Here is a 21,363-nt window from a genome sequence, read left to right as displayed (position 1 = left end):
TTTATCGCCCCGGGTCCTCAAAAATAGGTTATCTGGAAGGTTTCTGCTCTTCTGATAATCCTTTTGGCCGTATCTTCTCCAGCTGCCTTACTGCCTCCTTTCCTGCGGTGTATGCGAAGGTGAGGGCAGTTGGGTGCCCTTTTATGCCATCCCAGCGGTCCATGCCGGGTGCGGTGATATTGTGGTCGGGTGTGTAGCCGCAGCCGAATATGTTGAAGAATGCGGTGATTATGGGATAGGAATAGTCAAAGATATCGGGCCGCTCCATCCCTGCGGTTGCGAGGAAATATCCGGAATGGTTCGTGAAGTGCTCCTCTTCGTAATGCACCTGGTGGAGTTTGAAATTCTGGGCCCATACGGTTTGCGCCCGGTCAATTAACGCCTTCATCTCGGCGGTGATGGACATCGAGTAGATGGGGGAGGCAAGGGCGACGATATCTGCATTCGGGACTTTCTGTGTGAGAATCGGGATGAGATCATCTTTCATAATGCAGACACCGGTTTTATGGCAGGCATTGCACCCCCGACATGAGCGGTATTGAAGGGTTGAGAGAATGATCTTCTCTGTTATCCCCCCGGCATCTGCCGCCCCCTCCAAAAATCGATCCAAAAGTTGTTCGGTGTTTCCATCCCGGTGGGGACTTCCGGAGATGCCCAGCACCCGTATGGGTCGTTTTGTTTCGGCGTTCATTCTTTCCCCCCGCTCCCTTCCCCGGCAAGTTTCGCCTTGATCTCTGTGATCATCCGCTTCCCGAGGGTCACCGCATCCATGGTCGCCGTCGGATGTGCCGCAAGCGCCCCCATCTTATCCACATTGTTCACCATCAGATATGAGATGTCGCGGTTTTTGATATCCATCACATGGAAGAAGCATTTCACCGACGGGATGAGGGCATCAAAGACATAGTCCCAGTCCTGCCCTGCTGTGGAGAGAAACGCACCAAGCCGTTTGCCCTGTCGCTCGGCGGGGACGACCGGGAGTTTGAGGACATATTTCCGGGATCGCAGCACCTGCATCCGGTCAACAAGGGCCTTTGCCTGGGCGCACATGCCCATGCAGTATACGGGTGCGGCCATGATCACGATGTCTGCTGTAATGATCTTCTCCAGCACCCAGTCAAGGTCATCGTCCTCATTGATGCAGCGGTTAAGTTCTTCGCAGGCATTGCATCCCCGACAGGGCTCGATCTCAATTTCATCGAGTGCATACTTCTCCACTGTGACACCTTCTTCTGCCGCCATCGCTTCGAGGAGGGCATCAAGAAGCGTCTCAGAGTTGCCGTGCCGCCGCGGGCTTGTGGCAAAGGCGAGAACATTTACAGCCATTACGCCACTGTTTGCACAGGCATGTACTTTAGGGTTTCCTTCCGGATGATTCCTGCTGTCTCCGTATTGCAGGTGTATACCCTGCCAATGGGGGGTTCACTGATACGAACATATCTGCCCGATATCATCAGTCCGTGCATGGTGAAAATATTGCCGAATCTTCGATTCGGTGTCTGTGATTCAGGTGAACAGATATCCAAAATTTGTCTTATCCGTGGCACCTGAGGGTGTTAAATGAAAACTGATTAAAAAAGATGGTTTGTATTTCCGGGTCAGATCAATCCTGAATTCTCCTCCCATCCAGTGGGACTGAGATGGTGTGACAGATATTTAGTGAGTGATTATGTGGTTACTGTCCTTCCCTCGATTTTTTGGCAGGGTAGGGCGTACTGACCGGAAGCCTATGGCCGCATATAGTAGACCTGGCGTGCGTCCGAGAAGTTGAATTTCCTTACGACAAACCCTTCCTCAATAAGTCTGCGCAATGCATTCCTGACAGTGCGGGGTGCCCATTTGACCTGGCCTGAGATCTCTGAGAATGTCCGTGGTTCATGGTCTTCGAGAATGTTCAGAACTGCCTGTGCGGATCCCGGAAGCTTATCCTCGGGGATACGGGGCTCAATCATGTCCTGGTTCGGTGTTACGGTGTATGTTGTCATTGATGTGGCCTCCTTGACTGGTATGTGGTGATTTCGGTGCTCATTTCGCATTTTTTCTGTAGACTCTGCTTTCCGGTGGTTATTGTCGTGCATCAACCTCAATTAGAGTTGCATTTGGGAGATAGTGGTGTCCTTCTAAAGGATAATTTTTCTGGCTCACGGTATAGTACCTCCTGAACTTATCTGTGGTGTCCTGCTCGACAAACGGGTCTTCATTCGTTGTCGCCCGGACCCAATAGGCTCGCTTGCTGGCGTTAGAGATGATCTCCCAACGGCGGACTACCATCTCGTCGGATTTGAACAGATATGGGGGTATTCCACAATGCCTGTTCAATCTTCTCCGGGTCATCGGTGTCAGTCTCCTGGTTGTATGGGTGGACTGTTATGCCCTCTTCCTATCCGGGTGTATGGGAGCCCATATGGTCTGCACGGCCTCCAATCCCTCCTGGCGTTGCAGAGGGGCCTACCGCGTCTTGGACTGTGATCATGGTTGGGCCATGGCATGTGGTGGCAGTTTTGTCCATGCAGGTATCCATTGTCTCTTCCTCTTCAGATATGGCAATCGCAGCAGGTGCATTTACCTAGTGGGTGCGACATTTGTCACCCCTACTTCTACTCCAATGTGTATTAAAGCTTTCGCATGTATGTAACTATTACAAAATTGTGATATATTGAAATATTGCTTATTTTGGATATTTTGGCTAAAATTGCCTGAATATGCTGTTCAGAATAATTTTGGAGTTTCTTTGACTGCTATCCTTAAAACCATGGTTGGTTGCTGCTTCTATAAGGACATTTGTCAGATCACCGGGGAGCAAACGGGATGGGGCGCTGGATGATGCCCGGTGTATATTTTGTGAATAAGTGATTGAGTTGCGGGGACTTTCGGTTCTTATGGGTTTCATATAGAATGAGAAACTCTCCGACCACTTTCTCGGGGACCCCTGTTACATCGATAATATCTTCTGCCCGGTAACCCCTTGCATATAATACCACGGTATCAGTAAACTGTCGGTGGTATCTGCGCACCATATCAGTCGAAACACCACATTTTGCAGCAGTACTATCCACTCCTTCACCACAAAGAAAGCGGTCTACACAGACCGAGCGTATAGAAGGAATATGCCCGTATTCATGGACGGCACCCCGTGTCGGGACCCGGATTCCCGCGTTTCTCAATTCCTTAATGTCCCGCTGGATGGTGCGTGATGAGGTGGTAAGCAGAAGGGCAAGGTCATGCTGTGTTAGAAGGCCTCCCTGATCATATGCCTCACGTGCGAGGCGTATCAATTTGTGCCGGCGCATCCCCTGCAGCCCCCCATTCTCAAATGCCATGGTATCTTCTGGCACTGCCATCGTGAGAAATACCGGGCGCAAAGGCATCTCTCCGAATGTACGGCCCGGAGGCTCACGGAAGTCCACCGTCTGGTAGATAATCTGCATGTCGCTCCGGTGCCAGCCATAGAATTCTTCTGCGAATTCATTCATCAGATGGACAAGGGAACGGCCTGTTGCATGTTTGAAGCCATACTCCTCTTCAAGGATAGCAAGGAGTTGATTTTCTTTGGTTTTTGCCCAGGCACTTCTGAGCGAAGGTGGCCCGGTACGTTGCATCGGCATGATGAATTTCCTAGAGGTAAATGGGTCTTTCTCTATGATAAACCCCACGACATATGTCGGATGACTATTTATATAAAAATGTTGTCTATCTGGTATATTTGGCCTTTTCGGGGGGAGTGTGAGCAATGTTTAAATATGAAAAATGGTGTTGCTGTTAGATGTCCCTGAAGCAGAGATACCAGTCTTTGCAATCGTATCCCTCGTTCAGGCGTTTGTCTGCTTCTTCCTGAGTGGCAGGCGGCGGCACCACCACCTTGTCACCCGGCTGCCAGTTGGCAGGGGTGGCGACACCATTTTCATCTGTTGTCTGGAGTGCCTTCACCAGCCGGACAATCTCCGGGATATACCGGCCATTGGAGAGTGGGTAGTAGATCATGGCCCGCAAAATTCCTTCAGGGTCAATAAAGAAGACACATCTCACCGTTGCCGTACTGCTCGCACCTTCCTGGATCATACCATACAGGCGTGCTACATTCATATCAAGGTCGGCAATTACCGGGAAGGGGATGTCGACTCCCATTCGTTCTTTGATATTTCGTATCCACCCGAGGTGGGCATGGACTGAGTCAATGGAGAGGCCGATAAGATAGACATTCAGTGCCTTCAGCTCCTCGTAGACTCCGGCAAAAGCCATAAACTCGGTGGTGCAGACCGGGGTGAAGTCCGCGGGGTGGCTGAAGAGCACCACCCATTTTCCCCGGTAATCTTCCAGTTCCATTGGTCCCTGTGTTGTCACAGCAGAGAATTCCGGTGCAGGTTCATTCAATACCGGCGGCCCTGGCTGACAACAGAGGTAATCGTCTAACATCTCTTCGTCATACATACTTATTCCTCTTCACCACACGATCACTGACGCCGGGCGGCAGGACCGTTTTTTTCAAAATCCTCATCGGAAGATGGAGGGGTAAAATCGATTGGAAGGCTTGGGATTTCAGTGTTTCAATCCAGAACCATCCGCTCTTTCCCTGCTCTTCTGTACAAATCACTGGATAATGGGGGGATTTTTGTCGTGAAAGATCCAGACTGACTATTTCTTCATTAGGTCGTCGATTGCGGTGCGCCCATAGGTATAGGCCGGCATCCCTGCGAGCAGAAATGTCACGCGGAGCGCCTCTTCCATCTCGTCATAGTCAACACCGAGGTGTGATGCTCCTGCTGCCTGTGCACGGACGGCATGCCGGTCGCGGAGGGCTGCTGCCACACAGACAGCAATAATCTTTTTTGTCTGGCGTGACAGTTTTCCATCCTTCCAGACGTGTTTGTCCATCTCTGTGACCCATTCTTTCAGTTCAGGGTCTTCTGTTGCCCATTTCTTAACGATCAGCGGAACTTTGCCGATCTCCTCTTCGAGTTCTTTGAGTTGTGCATCCATTCTTTTCACTCCTTTATGGCCATCGGTTCACCACAGCAGACGAGTTCTCCTCCGCCCACTTCTACCACTTCAACAATATTTCCGCAGATCTCGCATTCAAAGATCTGCCCTTCATCTGTAACGTTTACCATCGTCTTCTTCACTTCCTGATGGGGAAGCGTGACCTCCCCATTATCATAATTTTCAGCGTTTTGGTGGATGTTTTGCATCTTCCGGTGTTTTCACATCTTCCCGGATATGCGTCATAGGGAAACAGTCGTAGACTTCACAGGCACATGTGGGACATTTTCTGAGATCCTTGTCTGATTCATTAATGGCAAATTCAAGACCGCAGTCAACACATTTGTATGTTCCTGGTCCTACTTTTTCGCCTGCTCTCACTCGCTTTGGGGTTTCACTCATCGGTTTTCACCTCTATGCCTACATCATATTATGGTGTAATAAACCTTTCTCGGATTATAATGTGCAATATATGTCACATGGTGTTTTTTCCTTGGGAATTATTATGATGGTTTGCACCGTACTCTCCCATAATGGCACCACAGATTATTGCCCTATTGGGAAGTCCTCGTCCGAAGGGGAATACAGCAAAACTGATGAATGAAGCGCTGCGTGGAATCCGTGATGCCGGTTGTGAGGTAGAGACTGTCCATGTGCCGCGGCTGACGTTTTCGCCCTGTAAAGAGATCCTCTACTGTCAGGAGCATGCAGCCTGTGCCATGAATGATGATGTAACCCCTTATTTGGAAAAATTTCGGGATATAGATGGCCTTATTGTGGCTACCCCAGTGATGACGATGGGTATTCCGGGTGCCCTGAAGTCCTTTATGGATCGGTTTCAGGTCTTTTTTATGGCAAAGTATTTCCGGCAGGAGCCGTTGGTGGCGCCTGAGAAAAAGGCACATCGAAGAACGCTTCTCCTGAGCATCGGCGGCCAGAACATCGAACATGATTTTGACGGTCTCATCCTCTCCATGAAGGCCTTCTGTGACATCATCGACTGCCCATACTGGGATGCGGTGCTCCAGAATAATATGGACGAGGTGATCGATATCACGACACGCCCCAAGGTGATGAAGGATGCTTATGAGAAGGGATATCGTATGGGTGAGCTAATCGCCCGTGATATGGCAGAATAGAGCTTCTCTTCCCTCCCCACTCTCTGGTCTGAATAGATTGGAAGTGTTGTTCTTTTCAGAAGAGGCCGCGCTCCTTCAGGCTGGTATGGCCGGTTGCTGCAACGATGACATGGTCAAGCACCCGGATCCCGAGAATGTCCCCCGCTTCTGCAAGGGTGCGGGTGATTGCGATGTCTGCATCAGATGGTTCGGTGTTGCCGGAAGGATGGTTGTGCACAAAAATCACCGAGGCGGCGCGATCAATGAGGGCGGGTGCAAATACTTCACGGGGGTGTACCGGTGAGTGGGTGAGGGTCCCTTTGGTGATGGTGTGGCGGTGGATTATTTCTCCCGCACCATTGAGTGTAAAGGCAACAAAGTATTCCTGGTGTTTGTGGAGCAGGTCTGTCGTCATCATCAGAATATCCTCCGGCCGTGAAATGGTGGTTTTGGACCGTGTCAGGTAGCGGCGGGCTAGTTCAAAGGATGCGACCATCTGGGATGCCCTGCTATCCCCGATTCCCTGAATCTCTACCAGATCATTGTAGGTAACCCCTGTACCCTTCTCATCCAGAAGGGCTGTGATGTCTGTTGCGATCGCATTAACATCATGGCCGGGAATTCCCTTGCCAATGATGGCTGCAACGAGTTCATGATTCTTCAGAACCTCGGGTCCTGCTGCTGCAATCCGTTCCCGGGGACGGTCGATTTTATCAGTGTCCCGCATCCGTTTTACTGCCATATGATATCTTTCCTGTTCCTAAACGCCGGATAAATGAGAGAATGGCTAACAGGGAATAAAACGGTGACGGTATGCAGATTTTCGTTGTTATAGACGAACATTTTATATGATAGTATGGCTGTCTTATTCCTATCGAAAAAGAAGGGGTTACCAGATTATTATGACAACCGAAGAGAATGCCTGGGAGGCGTTTGCCGGAGAATCTCAGGCAAACCGCAAATATGCGAATTATTCAGTGAAGGCAAAGGATGAGGGATATCCGGTCGTTGCAAAACTCTTTGCAGCAGCCTCAAAAGCAGAGGAGATACATGCAAGACGTCTTCTTGGAGCCCTGAAGGCCGTGGGTTCAACGGAGGAGAACCTGACCGGTGCGGTGGAAGGAGAGACGCACGAGTATACCGAGATGTACCCCTCCTTTATTGAGGAAGCAACAGCAGAAGGGGCATCTGAAGCAAAAGTGGTATTTACCCATGCCATGAAGGCAGAACAGGTGCATGCAGGTCTCTATGCCGATGCACTTGCCGCCGTGAAAGCAGGAGGAGATCTGGAGGAAACCCCTGTGCACCTCTGCCCGTTCTGTGGGAATGTGGTGCTCGGTGAAGTGCCGGAACGCTGCCCTATCTGCGGTGTCCCCGGTACAAAGTTTGAACTGATTGAATAACCCCATTTTTTGACCGGCAGGTAAGCCTTATCTGCATCGGTGATGTAGATGAAACCATGCCGGATGTCACTGTGTATTCTACGGAAGGTTGTCAGTACTGTCGTCTGACCAAGAGTTATCTCTCCCGTCTGGGAGTGCCCTATACAGAGATTGATGTGGGGAAGGACAAGACAGCCGCAGAAGAGATGGTAAAACTCTCCGGGCAATACGGGGTGCCGGTCACGGTTGTGGATGGGGAGGTCATCGTTGGGTTTGATGTGGCCCGGTTCCGGGACCTCTTCGGGTCGGGGGAGACGCCGGATGTCTATGATGTACTTATCATTGGTGGGGGGCCGGCCGGCCTCACGGCTGCGATGTATGCCTCGCGTAAGATGCTTTCTGTTCTCGTTCTTTCAGAGAATATCGGCGGTCAGGCGCTTGAATCATGGGCCATTGAGAATTATATGGGTTTTCGCCTGGTGACAGGCGGGGAGCTGATGCAGAAGTTTGAGGAAAAGGTGCGTGAGGAGGCAGGCATCACCCTTGAACTTGATTCGGTCACTGCGTTACATGAGGGGGAGGATGGCGGGTTCGTAGCAGAGACCGCTTCAGAGCGTACCTTCTCCGCCCGCTCTGTTATCATCACCTCCGGAATGCGTCCGCGGTGGCTGGGCCTCCCGGAGGAGAAGCGGTTCATCGGCCGGGGAGAGAGTATCTGCTCCACCTGTGATGGTCCACTCTTTGTTGGGAAGTCGGTGGCGGTCATCGGAGGTGGTAACTATGCGCTCACCACGGCAATTGAGATGAGTGGGATTGCAAAAGAGGTGCACCTTATCGTTCGCTCAGATTTGCGGGCCGATGAAATCTACCGGAAAGAGTATGCATCCATTGAGAATATCATCACCCACAAACCGGCAGTGGTGACGGCCATCCATGGTGAAACCCTCGTGCAGGGCATCACTATCACAGACAGGGAGACCGGCAAAGAGACCCGTATTGCCGTGGACGGTCTCTTCCTTGCCATTGGGCATGAACCAAATAACGGGTTTCTGGACGGGTTTGTGGAGACAAACGAACATGGTGAGATCACCATTGATGTGAACTGCCAGACCTCGCGCCCCGGTGTCTTTGCGGCAGGTGACATCACCAATATCCACGGCAAGCAGGTGATCATCGCTTCAGGAGAGGGGGCCAAAGCGGCCCTTGAGGCGTATCAGTATCTCTCACTGAAGCACTGAACAGCCTCTCCTCTCCACTTTCTTTCTTTATCCCCTCTTTTGTGTATATCCGGTGGGTGGGATTTTTTACATGGTACGGCAAAACGGGTATATATGCGACGATCTTCGGCATGGAACGCCGGTGTCCTCATTATTCTGGCCCTTGCTGCCTGCATCTGCGGATGCACGGACAGTACGTCAGGAGGGAACGGCACCAACAGTGCAATTGAACAGCAGATACAGGCACTTTCGTCTGGTGATCCTGATGCTGAACTTGCGGCTATCACGTATCTCATGGATATCGGCGAACCGGCAGTGCAGCCCGTCATCAACTCCTTTGCGGCAAGTGATAACAAGACTCGTATCTATGGAGCGTTCATCCTTCAGGAGATCGGGGAACCGGCTATCCCCTCCCTTGTTGCCGCCCTGGATGCAGATGACCCGGATACCAAGATGATCTGTGCGACGACCCTTGTGGGCATCGGTGCGCCAGCGGTGCCGTACCTTTTGGACGCCCTTGAACAGGGTGACTCTGACACACAGAAAGTAAAAGAGGTGATCATCCGCATCGGTGAACCGGCGATCCCTGCGCTGCAGGTGGCAGCACTGAGTCAGAATACAGATTATGCCCGTGAAGCAGATGCCCTCATTAAGTCAATTTATTTCTCTGCAAAACTGCGGGATGACTCACTGACCGCTGCAGAGAATGCAACTGCCACAGCACAGGCTGTCTGACAGTGAGAATCAATATTCAAAAAAGAGGGGACCATCAGGTCACCCATATCGTATTTTATTTGCTGTTTTTGGGTGGCTGGGTATTTTGTTCCCTGCAGGGGAGGTCCTTCCAGTCCGAATTCTCTCCTGTCTCTTCATCCTTCTTCTCGTATGCCTCAAAGAGCAGTGTCGTGATGTTGATGACGGGCACGCCGGAGTGTTCACTGATATGGAACTCACAGAATGGACAGGAGGTGACACAGATGGCTGCCCCGGTCTCTGCAATCGCCTCACGCCGGTCACTGCCGAGGTCGGCCGCCACATCCGGCAGGCCGGAACGCACGCCGCCGCCTGCCCCGCAGCAGCGGGCGGGCATCTCACGGAAGTCATCTGTGAGCTTCCGGAGCAGGGCCCGCGGTTCTTCAGTGACTCCCTGACCCCGCTTCAGATGGCAGGGGTCGTGGTAGGTCATAGGCACTGGGGAGGATACCGGCGGTTCTATGCCATATTCATCCAGCAGTTCATTGATGTCGATGACACGGTAAGGTGTCTCATAGTCATTTTTCAGCGTTGAGCCACAGCCGGCGCACATCGTGAGGACGGTGTCGATGCCGCGTTTTGTGAAGCACTCAATGTTCATGCGCTGCAGCGACGGGAGATAATCCGTCTGACCGGTCCGTATCAGCGGTGATCCGCAGCAGACCTGTTCGGGCGGGATAATAACGCGGATGCCGTTTCTGCGCAGGACGGCAAGCATCTTCATCGCGGTCTCCGGCAGGCGGCCGTTGTACATACAGCCGACAAAGAATCCGACCTCTCCTCTCACCTCGCCCACCGGTTCGATGACTTCGGCAACCTGTTCAAGAACAGTACCCATGATGCGGTCAACTGTCCGGCCACTCGTGCGAACCATTTCTGCCACTGCCTCATGGCGTGGAAGAGAAAGCCCCTCGCGATGGGCAATCTCCCTGAGTTTTTCGATGGCTTTCCCGGGGATCTTGATATGCTTCGGGCAGACCTCAAGGCAGCGCTGGCAGGTGGTGCAGGTGAAAAGACCTTCATCGACTGTGAGCGCCGCACGGTCACGGTCGTCTCTTGGATCAAGAGCAATACGCATCTCCTGGCGCATGGCAGTCGGCCCCGCAAAGTCGGTGACCGCAAGGGCAGGACACTCGGAGACACAGGCGAGACACTCGATACAGTCCCGGATGGGACGGATTGCCTCATTTGCCTCCATCGTAAGGTAACCGGTGAAGATGCCTGCCGTGATACCCCCCATCTCCTGCAGGTAACTCTTCATCTCGACTGCGAGATCGCGTTCCACAGGGAGATTCAGGGGGGTGATCGCCATTCCGTCAGAGGCCTCCTGCATGCAGGCGAGTACCGGTTCGTCGTCTACACGGACCGAACAGCTGCCGCACTGCCCGGACCCGCAGCAGTAGCGGTAGGTGAGAGAGGGATCACACTGCTCCCGGACGGCATGCAGGGCATCGAGTACCCGTGCGCCCTCATTCACTTCCACGGTATAGGTCTCCGTATGGGGTGCGGGGTCGGTATCGGGGTCAAATCGTTCGATGGTAAAGGTAATCGTATTCATGCTGTCCTCTCCTGTGTTTCAATGGCAGTCCCGGACAGGGACTGCACCGTATGGCCGAAGGGTGAGTCTGCAGGGGTCCAGTTCTGGATGATGTCCGTTCGTACGTGAGCACCGCGTGATTCCTTGCGCAGGAGTGCCCCCTGAATGATGAGACGTGCGACCGTGAGCATATTGGTAACGGTACAGCACTCCGAAAGCATCCGTCGGGTAGTAGCCTTTGGCACCAGATTCTGGAGACGACTGACAGTTGCCTCTGCTTCTTTTAGGCCTGCCTCCGTCCGGAAGATGCCGGCATGATCCCACATCGTTCGTTTCAGTTCACGAGCGATCACGTGCGGCGGGGTGGTTCCGCTGCAGTAGGCGTCAAACCGCGCGGCTTCTCTCACGAGGGCCTTGTCGATGTCTACAGAAAGGGCAGCAACAGGTGCTTTTCCGGCGGATTCTCCCGCACGCTTCCCAAATACCTGTGTGTCAGCAAGGGCGTTGCCGCCGAGGCGGTTTGCACCATGAATACCTCCGGTCACCTCTCCACAGGCATAGAGTCCGGGGAGGGTGGTTGCAGCATCCGGGGTGATCTTCAGTCCACCCATGAGGTGGTGGGCGGTCGGGGCGACTTCCATTGGCTGCACCCGTATGTCCACACCAAACTGGAGGAACTGCTCGAGCATGATGGGGAGGCGGCGTTCAATTTCGTCTGCCGGCAGGTGGGTCACGTCAAGGTAGACACCCCCATGTTCACTTCCCCGCCCCTCGAGGATCTCGGTCGCAATCGAGCGTGAGACCACGTCCCGGGTGGAGAGTTCCATCCGCTCTGGATCATAGCGCTCCATAAACCGTTCTCCAAGGCTGTTTTTCAATACCCCGCCTTCCCCGCGGACTGCCTCGGTGATGAGACGGCCTCGTGAATCGGGCGGGTATACAGCGCCTGTCGGGTGAAACTGTACCATCTCCATATCGATGAGGGCGGCCCCTGCCCGGTATCCGATGGCAAAGCCGTCCCCGGTTCCTGCAGCGCAGTTGGTAGAGATATTATAGCACCGGGTTCCGCCACCGGTGGCGATGACAGTCGCGTCAGCGGTGATGACTCCGAGGTTGCCGTCCCCGTCCAGTGTTATGGCACCCGCTACCCTCCTGCCATCCATGAGGAGGTCAATGGCACTTGTTTCCTGAATTTGTTCAATCGGGGCATTTCTGATCTGTTCAGTGAGGGTTGCAATCATCTCGTGACCCGAGCGATCACCGGCATAGCAGGTCCGGTTGAACTGCTGGCCGCCAAAGGGCCGTTGAGCCGGCACACAGTCCTCTTCCACATCAAAGACCGATCCCCAGGCCGCAAGGTCCCGGAACCGGTCCGGTGATTCGGTCACCAGAATCTCAGCGAGGTCAGGGTCATTGAGGTAGGCCCCCCCGCGCATTGTGTCTTCAAAGTGCAGTCCTGTTGAATCATCCTCTGCAAGGACTGCATTGTATCCGCCTTCCGCCATGACAGTGCACCCGCCTTTTCCCGTTAGCGTCCGGGAAAGGAGCACCGTCTCGCCATATCGGCTTGCTTCGAGTGCCGCCCTGCAACCGGCCCCTCCGCTGCCGATGACAAGCACATGGCAGTCAGCTACATGATCTCCAGGCATGATATTAACCATTATGCCGTATACTTACATAAAGAAATAAGATGGATGGCAGGGCCAGAATGAGGCTTTTGATGAAATTTGGCGGCACTTCGGTCGGTGACGAGGACTGTATCGACCGGGTTGTCGGAATAATAAACAAGCACCATACAGCGGGAAATGAACTTTGTGTTGTCGTTTCCGCGATGGCAGGAGTGACTGATCAACTCCATGCAATTGCAGCAGAGGTTGAAGGTTCCCGCGATGATCCACCTATTGACACCTTTATTGCATCAATGCGGGCACGTCATGGAAAGGTCCTGCAGGCAGTGGCACCAGGTGAGTACGAGACTGTAATGGGAGTGATTGACGAGCGTCTTGCAAACCTGAAGAATATTCTGATGGCGGTATACAATCTGCGGGAACTGACAGCGCGGTCACGTGATTACATCATATCGTTTGGTGAGCGCCTCTCTGCTATCATTGTTTCTGCAGCACTCCGTGAGGCGGGCGTCCCATCTGTCGCACTCAATGGCTGTGAGGCAGGCATCCGTACGAACGGTCGCCACGGGTGTGCCGAGGTGCTGCCGGAGAGCAGTACCCACATCCAGTCGCGGGTGGTCCCTCTTCTCAGTGAGTCGGTGCCGGTTGTCATGGGATATATGGGCTGTACCGGTGATGGTATTGTAACAACCCTCGGGCGCAGCGGTTCGGATTATTCAGCCGCGATTGTAGGCACGGCAATCGAGGCGGATGAAATCTGGATCTGGACTGATGTAGATGGTGTGATGACCGCTGACCCCCGGCTGATCGAGGATGCACGGGTGCTCTCTTCAGTCTCATATCATGAGGCTATGGAACTCTCGTTCTTCGGGGCAAAGGTCCTGCACCCGCGTTCCATTGAACCGGCGATGCAGAAGGGTGTCCCTCTCCGGGTGAAAAATACATTCAATCCGGATGCGCCGGGGTCCTGTCTGGTGGATGCAAGCGCACAGGATCACCGGGTGGTAAAGGCGATCACCTACATCGACAAGGTATCCCTGATCAATATCACCGGAGCCCAGATGGTTGGACGGCCGGGTGTTGCCCGTGCGATTTTCTCAGCACTGGGTGAGTTTGAGGTGAACATCATGATGATCTCGCAGGGGTCATCTGAAGCAAATATATCCCTGATTGTGGACGACGAGCATCTCACAGCCGCTCTCGCTGCCCTCAATGAAGTCATGCAGCGCGGTTATATCCGGGAAGTGGAGCATGACCGCAATGTGGTGGCGGTTGCTGTGGTCGGTGTCGGCATGGCGGGCACTCCCGGCATTGCCGGCCGGATATTTACTGCTCTCGGGCGGGAAGGTATTAATCTCATGATGCTCTCGCAGGGTTCATCTGAGGTGAATGTCTCGTTTGTGGTGAAGCAGGCAGACGGGCAGCGCGCTGTACGTGTGCTGCATGAGGAATTCGGACTTGCGGAGGAGAGTTAAGAATGACGGGACTAGGCAGGAAACATACATACAGTGAAGCAGGCGTGGATATCGGCCTTGAGGCAACAGCTGTGAAGGCACTGGTCTCTACGCTGACCTTCCGGCGGACAGGTGAATGTGCACCAGCGGGCGGGAGTGGGCATTTTGCCGGTCTGATAGAGTTTGGCGACTACTATCTTGCGATGGCAGTGGATGGTGTCGGCACCAAGATGCTTGTAGCAGATGTGATGGAGGACTGGAGCACCATCGGTATCGACTGTATTGCAATGAACGTAAATGATCTCTATGTAATGAACATCGAACCGGTCGCTTTCGTTGATTATGTAGCTACCGATAAACTTTCCATCGAGAAAATGGAGCAGGTCGGCATGGGCTTAAACGAGGGGGCACGACAGGCGAATATGACGGTCATCGGCGGCGAGACTGCGACCCTGAAGGGTATGGTGACCGGCCTTGATGTGGCAGGCACCTGTCTTGGCATCCAGAAGAAGGATGCCATCATTACCGGGGAGAAAATTACTGCAGGTGATGTCATTGTGGGTGTGCCGTCATCCGGTATCCATTCAAATGGTCTGACGCTCGCCCGGGAACTGGTAAATTCCTATGCACGCTATGATCATGAGATGCCGTGGGGGACAACCCTTGGTGAAGAACTTCTCACACCAACCCGTATATATGCAGGTGTGCTGGACGTCACCGCTGCCTGTGAGGTGCATGGCATGTGTCACATCACAGGAGGCGGACTTCTCAATCTGTTGCGTCTGGGCGACTGGGGCTATGAGATCACAGATCCCCTCATCCCGCAGCCGATCTTCCCCTGGATGCAGTCGGTGGGCGATGTAGAGGAGGCAGAGATGTACCGCACCTTCAACATGGGTATGGGGTATGTGTTCATCGTCCCGGAGGAATCTGTTGTTACGGTACAGAGGGTCTTTTCCGATGCCCGTCCTGTGGGCAGGATCACAGACACGCCTGGTGTCTTCCTCCGCGGCGAATCTATTGAATCCGTTTAAAATTAAATCTAACCCAATTTGGGTATTTTCTTTTTTTGAGTGTATATGGTGATTCTTTTTCGTCTCGTTTGAGGCTGGCCGTTTCTTCAGAATGAATGCAGAAATGACTCCCTGACGAATGTTCTGAGGGGTCGGTTTCTGCATGCTGTCTGTGTATGTGTGCCTCGGGTGCGACAACATGCAGAAACGGGCATGAAACGAATGTTTCAGGCTTTTTTGATGAAAAATCATAATGCGATTTCCATCGTAAATGAGGTGGGTGGGAAATGCCGCCCAATTGCTCCGTCAGAATGGGCGACATCAGGGTATTGGGGTATTGCGGTATTCGGTTATTGGATTGGGTGCTTCCGAATCCTTACGGTATCATTCAGTCACATGCCTCGCATGTGCACTTTGTATCTTTATATGGCGTCGCTTCTTTCCGTACCCCTATAGATGATCGGTAACCCTTTTACAGGAATGCGGGGAATGCCTGCCATATGTTGCGTTTGAGTCTCGCATTGACTCATGTATTGGTCATGTTGGCCATACTGGATATCTTCCTTCATGGGTAAAGGGCATAATCCGATGGCTGTTGGTATTTATCTGTCGTTCACATGAATCCAGGTCTATTTCCTTCTCTTATCACCTCCTGTCCGGTAGGTGATGCATAGTCCCTGCAGGGTGTTATAAACCTTTCCGGGACTCAAAATTGAGATCAAAAAAACGATAGGATTATGGCTTTAAATCGTCTGTTACCAATATTATGTCCGAATTTATTGTTTGTAGATTCCGGTATCCGAATGTTCGGGGAGACGTCCGGTTCCATACTGAGTATTCGGTGTTTCATACCACACTTATGGATTGGATGCATGTAGATCGTTTTTTTTTGAAAAATCAGGATTGTTCTCCTGAATCCTGCTGTAAAATACCGTAATACCTCGAAATAACAAAAATGTATGTTGTCCTGATAGAGATCACGTCTGGAAAAAATGCAGACGATGCCCGCGCCCGGCAACACCTTTAACTGCCTGTCAGTCCCCGATCCGTGATGGGTTTTCTTCGCCTGATATCGGGATCGGAGATAAAAAAATGGGTGGGACAGTTATTATGTCCGGTCTTCGTATGGGATGGGTGCGCTTTTCTCTACATCCGGATGGATAATTGCACTGTTCCCGTCTTCATCCTGCACAACAAGAACAAAGGGAATGGTGCCCGAGCGCATCTCCTCGATACGTCCCTTCAGTTCCCGGGCACGGTCCAGTTCCTCCCCTTCTGACCAGGTAATCACACGATCAATGACATCCTCAACACGGACAAGCACCCCTTCCACATTGGTGATAAACCCATCACAGATGGGCCCTGGTTCCACGAGAATACCTAGTTCGGGAATCTCTATGGTGCCGGTCGTTGAACGGATTACACGGCTCTCCATGTCTTTTGGTGTGGAGACCGTGAGGGTATAGCGCGCAGGCTCGTTCTCTCCAAGTATCATCACATCAACAGAATGGAATCCGCAGGATTCACAGATGACGGTTGTGATGAGAACGTCGGAAAAATACGGTATTTCTATGGTTTTATAGTGATATTCGATCTCTTCTGAACATTGAAGGCATGGGGCACGGATGACCCGTTCCACCTTCAGACCCCTCCACCGATCTTCTCTCGGGAGATTTTCACGCTCATCGGAGTTAAGATAACATACTTCTGGTCGCCCAGTCCGACGATATCTCCGTTGATGTCGTGTGCAACGGCACGGAGGTCTTTTAAGACCCGTTCATAGGTGATCTTGTCCATTTTCAGCCGGGACACATCAACAATGACGATGTTTCCGTTGTAGATTTCGTCTTTGACACGCGGCGTATCTTTGAGGTCGGTTATTGTTGCGATCCTGACATACATTGAGGCCGGTGACGCATCTCCTGAAACGGATTCAAACGATGCAAGGTCAAGCTCCATATAATCTGACTCTGCTGCAGATGAGGAGCCCCTGCCAAGGATGGAATCCAGAAATTTAGCCATGAAAATCGTTTTAGAGTGAATTTTATTTAATGGTATCTTTTTTCCGGACATTGTCTAGATTTCCAGGTTCCATAGTTCGTCTCCAACGTAGTGGAATGTGCGAACCATCTTGCCGGTCTCTGCAGCGTCTATCTCCGCTGCATCGAGTGCTGCGATGCCCACTGCCAGCGGTTTGCCATAGGTCTCTTCGGTAATGAGGACAGGGTGACCCGCCCGGACATCATCTGTCACGCGGACTATGCCCGGGCGCATCACATCCGCACCCTTTGCCATGAATCGCACGGCACCGGCATCAACAACCACATTCCGGGCCGAAAACGGGTGGGCGATGGCACCCCTGAGTGTTGGAAAGACCATCTCCTGGTACTCCATCAGATGGGGCTTTTTCTCGATGAGATAGAGGGAAATATCTCCGGTGGTGTCGACAACTTCGACCTTCGCTGAGCGGAACAGATCGGTATCTGGGCCAATTTCATCCTCCAGCTGTCGAAAGAGGCGGGAGAGATCTGATTTTCGTATCGTATGTCTTTTTCGCGAGTTAATTTTAGCCATTTTTACAATTCACCGTCAATTTGCGTCTTTTGTTCTGTTTTTCACCTGCTCTGTGGGTCAGGTCGCTATATTTATCTATGTTACTGGCGCAATTATACTAATCCTCATCGATTAGAGCAGGGAGTCTTATGACCAGAAGACCATTGGAAATTTTAGATAAGGCCCTTAACCAGAAACCGGTTATTGTCAGTCTCAAAGGCGGAAGGGAGATCAGGGGTATCCTCCAGGGCTATGATGTTCACATGAACCTCGTCCTTGATAATGCAGAGGAGGATATTGACGGTGTGGCTGAGAAGCGCGGCACTTTAATCGTTCGCGGAGATAATGTGATCTACATATCTCCGTCCGTGGAATAAGATATCATTCAGGTTGGTGACATAAAATGAGTAAAGGTACACCCTCAATGGGTAAACGGCAAAAAACAACGCATATAGTCTGCAGACGCTGTGGTAAGATTTCATTCCACAAGCGTCATGGAGTCTGTGCGTCGTGCGGGTTTGGAAAGTCTCCACGCCTGCGGAAGTACAACTGGACGACGAAGAAATAAAGACCTGAATTTATTTAATTTTAGGGATTATTATGTGCGGAATTGTTGGCATCGTCGATTCAGGCGATGTCTCATTCCCCCTGTATTATGCGCTTTATGCCCTGCAGCACAGGGGGCAGGAGAGCGCAGGTATTGCAACATATGATGGGCAGACGCTCTATAAGTACAAGAGTCAGGGCCTTGTTGCAGATGTATTTGATAAGGAGATCCTCTGCGGTCTGAAGGGCGGGGCGGGTATCGGACATGTCCGGTATCCAACTACTGGTGAGAAGATTCCGGAGAACATCCAGCCCTTCACTTTTACCTTCCGGGGTCGGAAAGTAGCAGTGGCCCACAACGGGAACCTTGTCAATATTGTCAATCTCAGGGAGGAATATGAAAAACGTGGGCAGATATTCTGCACAACGACAGATACAGAAGTGATCGGCAACATCATTGCTGATGAATACCGGGTTTCCCTGAATGTTGTGGAGGCGGTTGGTATGTGTATGCGCCGTCTTCAGGGGTCATACTCGGTTGTGATGATGCTAGACGATGAAGTCTGGGCATTTCGTGACCCTCTTGGTATCCGTCCTCTCTGTATCGGAAGAACAGAGTGTGGCTATATGGTGGCGTCGGAGTCTGTTGCAATTGACGCACTGGGTGGTTCATTCATCAGGGACGTCCGTCCGGGTGAACTGGTCTGTCTGAAGGGGAACGGCATTGAGTCTCATCAGATTGCAGAGGCCTCCCACCGGGCGCACTGTATCTTTGAGTATGTCTATTTTGCACGACCGGATTCTGTCATCGACGGGCGACTTGTCTACGATGTGCGGCGCAATATTGGCCACTCGCTCTGTGAAGAGGCGCCGGTTGAGGCAGATCTTGTTTCTCCAGTCCCTGATTCTGGGATGGCGCATGCCGCAGGGTATGCGGAGGAATCTGGCATCCGGTACCGGGAGGCTCTCATCAAGAACCGGTATATGGGCAGGACCTTCATCATGCCAACACAGGAGGCACGTGAGGCTGCTGTCAGGATGAAACTGAATCCGGTTCGGGGTCACCTGAAGGATCGGTCTTTGATTCTGATCGATGATTCCATTGTCCGCGGGACTACCTCGCGTCGCTTGGTGAACATTGTTCGTGATGCGGGAGCGAGAGAGGTACACATGCGTATTGGATCACCTGCAATTAAGGCCCCGTGTTATCTGGGTGTTGATATGCCTACCCGGGGTGAACTGATTGCAAGTGATCTGGATAATGGGGAAGTGTGTTCGTCTATCGGGGCGACATCGCTGCATCATATCTCAATCGGGGCACTGATCCGTGCCATTGGTATCCCGAAGGAGGATCTCTGTACCGGGTGCCTTACGGGTGAGTATCCTCTTGCCATCGGCTCAGAGCGTTGTTGTCCACGTGAGGTCACCTGCGTTGCGAAACACTATCAGGCGGGACTTGAGTCATTCTCCGGTGAATGATTCGGCGTATCTTTTTTAAAATTGTCTGGCTGCCATGTTTATGGCTGTGGGGGGTAACGGATGAGTGCCCGGACATGGATGTTTTGGAACTAAAATTCTTTACCGATATGGAAGTTTCCGGACTGAGCTTCTGCTCTGAGACAGACTCTTCCCACTCCCTACTTTGAACTATGGAGAAAAAATGTTTTTGGAATGTTAAAAATCACAAAAATACTTGATATAGCGAGGGATGGATTTGAACCATCGATCTACGGGTTATGAGCCCGTCGGGATTTCCTAACTACCCCACCTCGCTCCACATCGACTGTGTGCCATACTACTATGGTTCACACCATGATATATGTTTTCATCCCGTTCAACAGACGTTACGGGTATTTTGATGCGAATTGTCAGATTCCAGCAGCATTAAGTGCAATATTGTCACATCATCATTTCATGGTCAATGATATTCCGGACGATGATGAGCTTGCACACCTGCGCGAGAAACGCCTCAGGGAGATGGAAATGGAGATGGGGGGGATGACGAACTTCTCCCCCCGTTCTCATGTTCAGATTATAGAAGTGACCGACATGAATTTTACAGAACTTGTTCAGTCCCATCGATATCTTTTAGTGGACTGCTGGGCGGAGTGGTGTGGTCCATGCATGAACACCGCACTGGTCATTGAAGAACTTGCAGGAGAGTTTGCAGATGTGGTCACCTTCGGGAAATGTGATGCTGACATGAACGCGGGTGTGATGCGGGCTTTCCAGATCTCTGCCATACCGACCCTGCTCTTCTTTGCTGGCGGCTATCCTGCAGGGCGACTCACTGGTGCATATCCGAAGGAGTCTATACGGGCGGCCCTGCTCAGGACATTTGAGCTCTGAAGGGTATTGCCTATCGGACTTGTATGAACTTATGGTCTTTCTGCTGTGCGTGCCAAGTGGGCGGATAACGCTGCCGCGGGTCCCTGCCGGAAGGTATCTGCAACAGCTGTAGGGATATGTTCATATATAGGTCATGTGGAACATGATGGCGTTTGCCCGGATATTTATATGCCTGTCTGCGGCACTGTCAGTATTTATCACGATTTTTTGGTACCATTTTCTGCGCGTCTGCATGCCTCCTGGTGGTGTAGATTCTGTCTCATTGAGGTTATTCTGATAAAAATCGTATGAATTTACAAATGGATCAATATTTTGAGTTTTTTTGATCATTTTCTCTATCAATGTTACGTATTTTTAGCATCGTCAGCCATTTGTCTGTTTAAATCAATATTTGCCTGTTTTTAAATGTTTTTTAGGAAATTGCCGCCCGTATTTTAAGTTGCAGCATGCAAAAAGTATATATGTCAGGCACTATGACTATCATTTTGTAGAGAAATCATGGAGTTCATGAGAATTACCGGAATTGAGTGTCTGAAACCATTAGGAGAGTATGATCTCGAAGAGCGTGATGAACTGGTCTGTTCCTCTGTCTCTGACGTCTACTGTCTGGATTATGCGTCATCGTGGCATGTGGATGGCCACGATGATATACGTGTCATGGTTTCAGAGCGCGACGAAGCAGACTGATTCACGCATACGTCATTCCTGAGTAGAAATAATCGGGGTGGCATGCGTCCGGGAGACGTGTGGGGCCGTCTCCCGGAGTCAATATATATTTCTTTTCCCCGGTATGAGTGCATATTTTCTTCATAAACCGTATTCGAGTTTATTGTATT

General features: G+C 51.7%; 27 protein-coding genes and 1 tRNA gene. 12 read left to right on the top strand and 16 right to left on the bottom strand.

Annotated features, from left to right (window positions below; translation table 11 throughout):
- Nucleotides 1-28: 28 nt before the first annotated feature.
- The 3 genes from OU421_RS05835 to OU421_RS05825 form a co-directional block, all read right to left on the bottom strand.
- Nucleotides 29-691 carry a flavodoxin family protein gene (locus tag OU421_RS05835; RefSeq protein ID WP_268187667.1) on the bottom strand — a complete coding sequence of 221 codons (663 nt, stop codon included), beginning with the start codon at nucleotides 689-691 and terminating at the stop codon, nucleotides 29-31.
- The gene (locus OU421_RS05830; protein WP_268187666.1) at nucleotides 688-1,326 is read right to left on the bottom strand and encodes a flavodoxin family protein; all 639 of its coding nucleotides are present in this window, start codon (nucleotides 1,324-1,326) and stop codon (nucleotides 688-690) included. Before OU421_RS05830 ends, OU421_RS05835 begins: the two co-directional genes overlap by 4 nt.
- Before the next feature lie 401 nt (nucleotides 1,327-1,727).
- Nucleotides 1,728-1,985 (bottom strand): MarR family winged helix-turn-helix transcriptional regulator, encoded by a 258-nt coding sequence (locus OU421_RS05825; protein WP_268187665.1) that lies wholly within the window; start codon nucleotides 1,983-1,985, stop codon nucleotides 1,728-1,730.
- A gap of 306 nt (nucleotides 1,986-2,291) precedes the next feature.
- Here OU421_RS05825 and OU421_RS05820 point away from each other — a divergent pair, with 306 nt between their 5' ends.
- Nucleotides 2,292-2,570, top strand: a complete 279-nt coding sequence (locus tag OU421_RS05820) for a hypothetical protein (protein WP_268187664.1) — start codon at nucleotides 2,292-2,294, stop codon at nucleotides 2,568-2,570.
- A gap of 219 nt (nucleotides 2,571-2,789) precedes the next feature.
- On the opposite strand, the gene OU421_RS05815 is transcribed toward OU421_RS05820, so the two are convergent.
- The 5 genes from OU421_RS05815 to OU421_RS05795 all read right to left on the bottom strand — a co-directional run bounded on the left by OU421_RS05815 (nucleotide 2,790) and on the right by OU421_RS05795 (nucleotide 5,379).
- Nucleotides 2,790-3,605 (bottom strand): DUF1670 domain-containing protein, encoded by an 816-nt coding sequence (locus OU421_RS05815; protein WP_268187663.1) that lies wholly within the window; start codon nucleotides 3,603-3,605, stop codon nucleotides 2,790-2,792.
- A 154-nt stretch (nucleotides 3,606-3,759) separates the two neighbouring features.
- Nucleotides 3,760-4,428, bottom strand: coding sequence for a peroxiredoxin (locus OU421_RS05810; RefSeq protein ID WP_407659792.1), 669 nt, complete (start codon nucleotides 4,426-4,428; stop codon nucleotides 3,760-3,762).
- A 204-nt stretch (nucleotides 4,429-4,632) separates the two neighbouring features.
- Complete coding sequence (locus OU421_RS05805; protein ID WP_268187662.1) at nucleotides 4,633-4,977, bottom strand: carboxymuconolactone decarboxylase family protein; 345 nt, start codon at nucleotides 4,975-4,977, stop codon at nucleotides 4,633-4,635.
- A gap of 5 nt (nucleotides 4,978-4,982) precedes the next feature.
- Nucleotides 4,983-5,108, bottom strand: coding sequence for a desulfoferrodoxin FeS4 iron-binding domain-containing protein (locus tag OU421_RS05800; protein WP_268187661.1), 126 nt, complete (start codon nucleotides 5,106-5,108; stop codon nucleotides 4,983-4,985).
- Nucleotides 5,109-5,160: 52 nt separating this feature from the next.
- Nucleotides 5,161-5,379, bottom strand: coding sequence for a zinc ribbon-containing protein (locus OU421_RS05795; RefSeq protein WP_268187660.1), 219 nt, complete (start codon nucleotides 5,377-5,379; stop codon nucleotides 5,161-5,163).
- Between the two features lie 131 nt (nucleotides 5,380-5,510).
- Between OU421_RS05795 and OU421_RS05790 the strand changes: the two genes are divergently transcribed.
- Nucleotides 5,511-6,116, top strand: a complete 606-nt coding sequence (locus tag OU421_RS05790) for a flavodoxin family protein (protein ID WP_268187659.1) — start codon at nucleotides 5,511-5,513, stop codon at nucleotides 6,114-6,116.
- Nucleotides 6,117-6,171: 55 nt separating this feature from the next.
- On the opposite strand, the gene radC is transcribed toward OU421_RS05790, so the two are convergent.
- Nucleotides 6,172-6,837, bottom strand: a complete 666-nt coding sequence (gene radC / locus OU421_RS05785) for a RadC family protein (RefSeq protein WP_268187658.1) — start codon at nucleotides 6,835-6,837, stop codon at nucleotides 6,172-6,174.
- A gap of 160 nt (nucleotides 6,838-6,997) precedes the next feature.
- On the opposite strand from radC, the gene OU421_RS05780 reads away from it, so the two are divergent.
- The 3 genes from OU421_RS05780 (at nucleotide 6,998) to OU421_RS05770 (ending at nucleotide 9,429) form a co-directional block, all read left to right on the top strand.
- Entirely contained in the window at nucleotides 6,998-7,498 is a 501-nt protein-coding gene (locus OU421_RS05780) for a rubrerythrin family protein (RefSeq protein ID WP_268187657.1), read from the top strand.
- Between the two features lie 56 nt (nucleotides 7,499-7,554).
- Nucleotides 7,555-8,715 (top strand): FAD-dependent oxidoreductase, encoded by a 1,161-nt coding sequence (locus tag OU421_RS05775; RefSeq protein WP_268187656.1) that lies wholly within the window; start codon nucleotides 7,555-7,557, stop codon nucleotides 8,713-8,715.
- Nucleotides 8,716-8,808: 93 nt separating this feature from the next.
- A complete protein-coding gene (locus OU421_RS05770; RefSeq protein ID WP_268187655.1) occupies nucleotides 8,809-9,429 on the top strand; it encodes a HEAT repeat domain-containing protein in 621 nt (206 codons plus the stop codon).
- A gap of 55 nt (nucleotides 9,430-9,484) precedes the next feature.
- Here OU421_RS05770 and tfrB read toward each other — a convergent pair whose 3' ends face one another.
- Both tfrB and tfrA read right to left on the bottom strand, forming a co-directional pair.
- Nucleotides 9,485-11,005: a fumarate reductase (CoM/CoB) subunit TfrB gene (gene tfrB / locus OU421_RS05765; RefSeq protein WP_268187654.1), complete on the bottom strand. Its 1,521-nt coding sequence runs from the start codon at nucleotides 11,003-11,005 to the stop codon at nucleotides 9,485-9,487.
- Nucleotides 11,002-12,633 (bottom strand): fumarate reductase (CoM/CoB) subunit TfrA, encoded by a 1,632-nt coding sequence (gene tfrA, locus OU421_RS05760; protein ID WP_268187653.1) that lies wholly within the window; start codon nucleotides 12,631-12,633, stop codon nucleotides 11,002-11,004. The genes tfrB and tfrA overlap by 4 nt, the downstream gene beginning before the upstream one ends.
- A 71-nt stretch (nucleotides 12,634-12,704) precedes the next feature.
- Here tfrA and OU421_RS05755 point away from each other — a divergent pair, with 71 nt between their 5' ends.
- Together OU421_RS05755 and purM are read left to right on the top strand one after the other, a co-directional pair.
- A complete protein-coding gene (locus OU421_RS05755; protein ID WP_268187873.1) occupies nucleotides 12,705-14,087 on the top strand; it encodes an aspartate kinase in 1,383 nt (460 codons plus the stop codon).
- Between the two features lie 2 nt (nucleotides 14,088-14,089).
- A complete protein-coding gene (purM, locus tag OU421_RS05750) occupies nucleotides 14,090-15,100 on the top strand; it encodes a phosphoribosylformylglycinamidine cyclo-ligase (RefSeq protein ID WP_268187652.1) in 1,011 nt (336 codons plus the stop codon).
- Between the two features lie 1,087 nt (nucleotides 15,101-16,187).
- On the opposite strand, the gene OU421_RS05745 is transcribed toward purM, so the two are convergent.
- The 3 genes from OU421_RS05745 to OU421_RS05735 are packed head-to-tail and all read right to left on the bottom strand — an operon-like array spanning nucleotide 16,188 to nucleotide 17,653.
- Nucleotides 16,188-16,718, bottom strand: coding sequence for a ZPR1 zinc finger domain-containing protein (locus tag OU421_RS05745; RefSeq protein WP_268187651.1), 531 nt, complete (start codon nucleotides 16,716-16,718; stop codon nucleotides 16,188-16,190).
- A 2-nt stretch (nucleotides 16,719-16,720) separates the two neighbouring features.
- Nucleotides 16,721-17,101 (bottom strand): cell division protein SepF, encoded by a 381-nt coding sequence (locus tag OU421_RS05740; RefSeq protein ID WP_268187650.1) that lies wholly within the window; start codon nucleotides 17,099-17,101, stop codon nucleotides 16,721-16,723.
- A 54-nt stretch (nucleotides 17,102-17,155) separates the two neighbouring features.
- Nucleotides 17,156-17,653 (bottom strand): RNA-binding protein, encoded by a 498-nt coding sequence (locus OU421_RS05735; protein WP_268187649.1) that lies wholly within the window; start codon nucleotides 17,651-17,653, stop codon nucleotides 17,156-17,158.
- Between the two features lie 128 nt (nucleotides 17,654-17,781).
- On the opposite strand from OU421_RS05735, the gene OU421_RS05730 reads away from it, so the two are divergent.
- The 3 genes from OU421_RS05730 to purF are packed head-to-tail and all read left to right on the top strand — an operon-like array spanning nucleotide 17,782 to nucleotide 19,657.
- Nucleotides 17,782-18,009: an LSM domain-containing protein gene (locus tag OU421_RS05730; RefSeq protein WP_165077105.1), complete on the top strand. Its 228-nt coding sequence runs from the start codon at nucleotides 17,782-17,784 to the stop codon at nucleotides 18,007-18,009.
- Between the two features lie 26 nt (nucleotides 18,010-18,035).
- The gene (locus OU421_RS05725) at nucleotides 18,036-18,200 is read left to right on the top strand and encodes a 50S ribosomal protein L37e (RefSeq protein ID WP_268187648.1); all 165 of its coding nucleotides are present in this window, start codon (nucleotides 18,036-18,038) and stop codon (nucleotides 18,198-18,200) included.
- A gap of 32 nt (nucleotides 18,201-18,232) precedes the next feature.
- On the top strand, nucleotides 18,233-19,657 hold the full coding sequence (gene purF, locus OU421_RS05720; RefSeq protein ID WP_268187647.1) for an amidophosphoribosyltransferase: 1,425 nt from the start codon (nucleotides 18,233-18,235) through the stop codon (nucleotides 19,655-19,657).
- Between the two features lie 220 nt (nucleotides 19,658-19,877).
- Here purF and OU421_RS05715 read toward each other — a convergent pair.
- Nucleotides 19,878-19,952: transfer RNA gene (locus OU421_RS05715), tRNA-Met, on the bottom strand.
- Between the two features lie 140 nt (nucleotides 19,953-20,092).
- Between OU421_RS05715 and OU421_RS05710 the strand changes: the two genes are divergently transcribed.
- Entirely contained in the window at nucleotides 20,093-20,527 is a 435-nt protein-coding gene (locus OU421_RS05710; protein ID WP_268187646.1) for a thioredoxin family protein, read from the top strand.
- A 120-nt stretch (nucleotides 20,528-20,647) separates the two neighbouring features.
- Here OU421_RS05710 and OU421_RS05705 read toward each other — a convergent pair whose 3' ends face one another.
- Nucleotides 20,648-20,857, bottom strand: a complete 210-nt coding sequence (locus tag OU421_RS05705) for a hypothetical protein (RefSeq protein ID WP_268187645.1) — start codon at nucleotides 20,855-20,857, stop codon at nucleotides 20,648-20,650.
- Nucleotides 20,858-21,034: 177 nt separating this feature from the next.
- Here OU421_RS05705 and OU421_RS05700 point away from each other — a divergent pair, with 177 nt between their 5' ends.
- Nucleotides 21,035-21,214: a hypothetical protein gene (locus tag OU421_RS05700; RefSeq protein ID WP_268187644.1), complete on the top strand. Its 180-nt coding sequence runs from the start codon at nucleotides 21,035-21,037 to the stop codon at nucleotides 21,212-21,214.
- Nucleotides 21,215-21,363: the final 149 nt, after the last annotated feature.

The sequence above is a fragment of the Methanogenium organophilum genome, from assembly GCF_026684035.1.
Taxonomy (GTDB): domain Archaea; phylum Halobacteriota; class Methanomicrobia; order Methanomicrobiales; family Methanomicrobiaceae; genus Methanogenium; species Methanogenium organophilum.
The sequence above is the reverse complement of the archived record's forward strand: the minus strand, read 5'-3'. Positions and strand labels throughout refer to the sequence as shown.

Bases quoted from the DNA above. Each gene is read 5' to 3' on its own strand.
- OU421_RS05835 (WP_268187667.1), bottom strand. From the start codon at position 691: ATGAACGCCGAAACAAAACGACCCATACGGGTGCTGGGCATCTCCGGA.
- OU421_RS05830 (WP_268187666.1), bottom strand. From the start codon at position 1,326: ATGGCTGTAAATGTTCTCGCCTTTGCCACAAGCCCGCGGCGGCACGGC.
- OU421_RS05825 (WP_268187665.1), bottom strand. From the start codon at position 1,985: ATGACAACATACACCGTAACACCGAACCAGGACATGATTGAGCCCCGT.
- OU421_RS05820 (WP_268187664.1), top strand. From the start codon at position 2,292: ATGGGGGTATTCCACAATGCCTGTTCAATCTTCTCCGGGTCATCGGTG.
- OU421_RS05815 (WP_268187663.1), bottom strand. From the start codon at position 3,605: ATGCCGATGCAACGTACCGGGCCACCTTCGCTCAGAAGTGCCTGGGCA.
- OU421_RS05810 (WP_407659792.1), bottom strand. From the start codon at position 4,428: ATGTATGACGAAGAGATGTTAGACGATTACCTCTGTTGTCAGCCAGGG.
- OU421_RS05805 (WP_268187662.1), bottom strand. From the start codon at position 4,977: ATGGATGCACAACTCAAAGAACTCGAAGAGGAGATCGGCAAAGTTCCG.
- OU421_RS05800 (WP_268187661.1), bottom strand. From the start codon at position 5,108: ATGGTAAACGTTACAGATGAAGGGCAGATCTTTGAATGCGAGATCTGC.
- OU421_RS05795 (WP_268187660.1), bottom strand. From the start codon at position 5,379: ATGAGTGAAACCCCAAAGCGAGTGAGAGCAGGCGAAAAAGTAGGACCA.
- OU421_RS05790 (WP_268187659.1), top strand. From the start codon at position 5,511: ATGGCACCACAGATTATTGCCCTATTGGGAAGTCCTCGTCCGAAGGGG.
- radC (WP_268187658.1), bottom strand. From the start codon at position 6,837: ATGGCAGTAAAACGGATGCGGGACACTGATAAAATCGACCGTCCCCGG.
- OU421_RS05780 (WP_268187657.1), top strand. From the start codon at position 6,998: ATGACAACCGAAGAGAATGCCTGGGAGGCGTTTGCCGGAGAATCTCAG.
- OU421_RS05775 (WP_268187656.1), top strand. From the start codon at position 7,555: ATGCCGGATGTCACTGTGTATTCTACGGAAGGTTGTCAGTACTGTCGT.
- OU421_RS05770 (WP_268187655.1), top strand. From the start codon at position 8,809: ATGCGACGATCTTCGGCATGGAACGCCGGTGTCCTCATTATTCTGGCC.
- tfrB (WP_268187654.1), bottom strand. From the start codon at position 11,005: ATGAATACGATTACCTTTACCATCGAACGATTTGACCCCGATACCGAC.
- tfrA (WP_268187653.1), bottom strand. From the start codon at position 12,633: ATGCCTGGAGATCATGTAGCTGACTGCCATGTGCTTGTCATCGGCAGC.
- OU421_RS05755 (WP_268187873.1), top strand. From the start codon at position 12,705: ATGAAATTTGGCGGCACTTCGGTCGGTGACGAGGACTGTATCGACCGG.
- purM (WP_268187652.1), top strand. From the start codon at position 14,090: ATGACGGGACTAGGCAGGAAACATACATACAGTGAAGCAGGCGTGGAT.
- OU421_RS05740 (WP_268187650.1), bottom strand. From the start codon at position 17,101: ATGGCTAAATTTCTGGATTCCATCCTTGGCAGGGGCTCCTCATCTGCA.
- OU421_RS05735 (WP_268187649.1), bottom strand. From the start codon at position 17,653: ATGGCTAAAATTAACTCGCGAAAAAGACATACGATACGAAAATCAGAT.
- OU421_RS05730 (WP_165077105.1), top strand. From the start codon at position 17,782: ATGACCAGAAGACCATTGGAAATTTTAGATAAGGCCCTTAACCAGAAA.
- OU421_RS05725 (WP_268187648.1), top strand. From the start codon at position 18,036: ATGAGTAAAGGTACACCCTCAATGGGTAAACGGCAAAAAACAACGCAT.
- purF (WP_268187647.1), top strand. From the start codon at position 18,233: ATGTGCGGAATTGTTGGCATCGTCGATTCAGGCGATGTCTCATTCCCC.
- OU421_RS05710 (WP_268187646.1), top strand. From the start codon at position 20,093: ATGGTCAATGATATTCCGGACGATGATGAGCTTGCACACCTGCGCGAG.
- OU421_RS05705 (WP_268187645.1), bottom strand. From the start codon at position 20,857: ATGATCAAAAAAACTCAAAATATTGATCCATTTGTAAATTCATACGAT.
- OU421_RS05700 (WP_268187644.1), top strand. From the start codon at position 21,035: ATGAGAATTACCGGAATTGAGTGTCTGAAACCATTAGGAGAGTATGAT.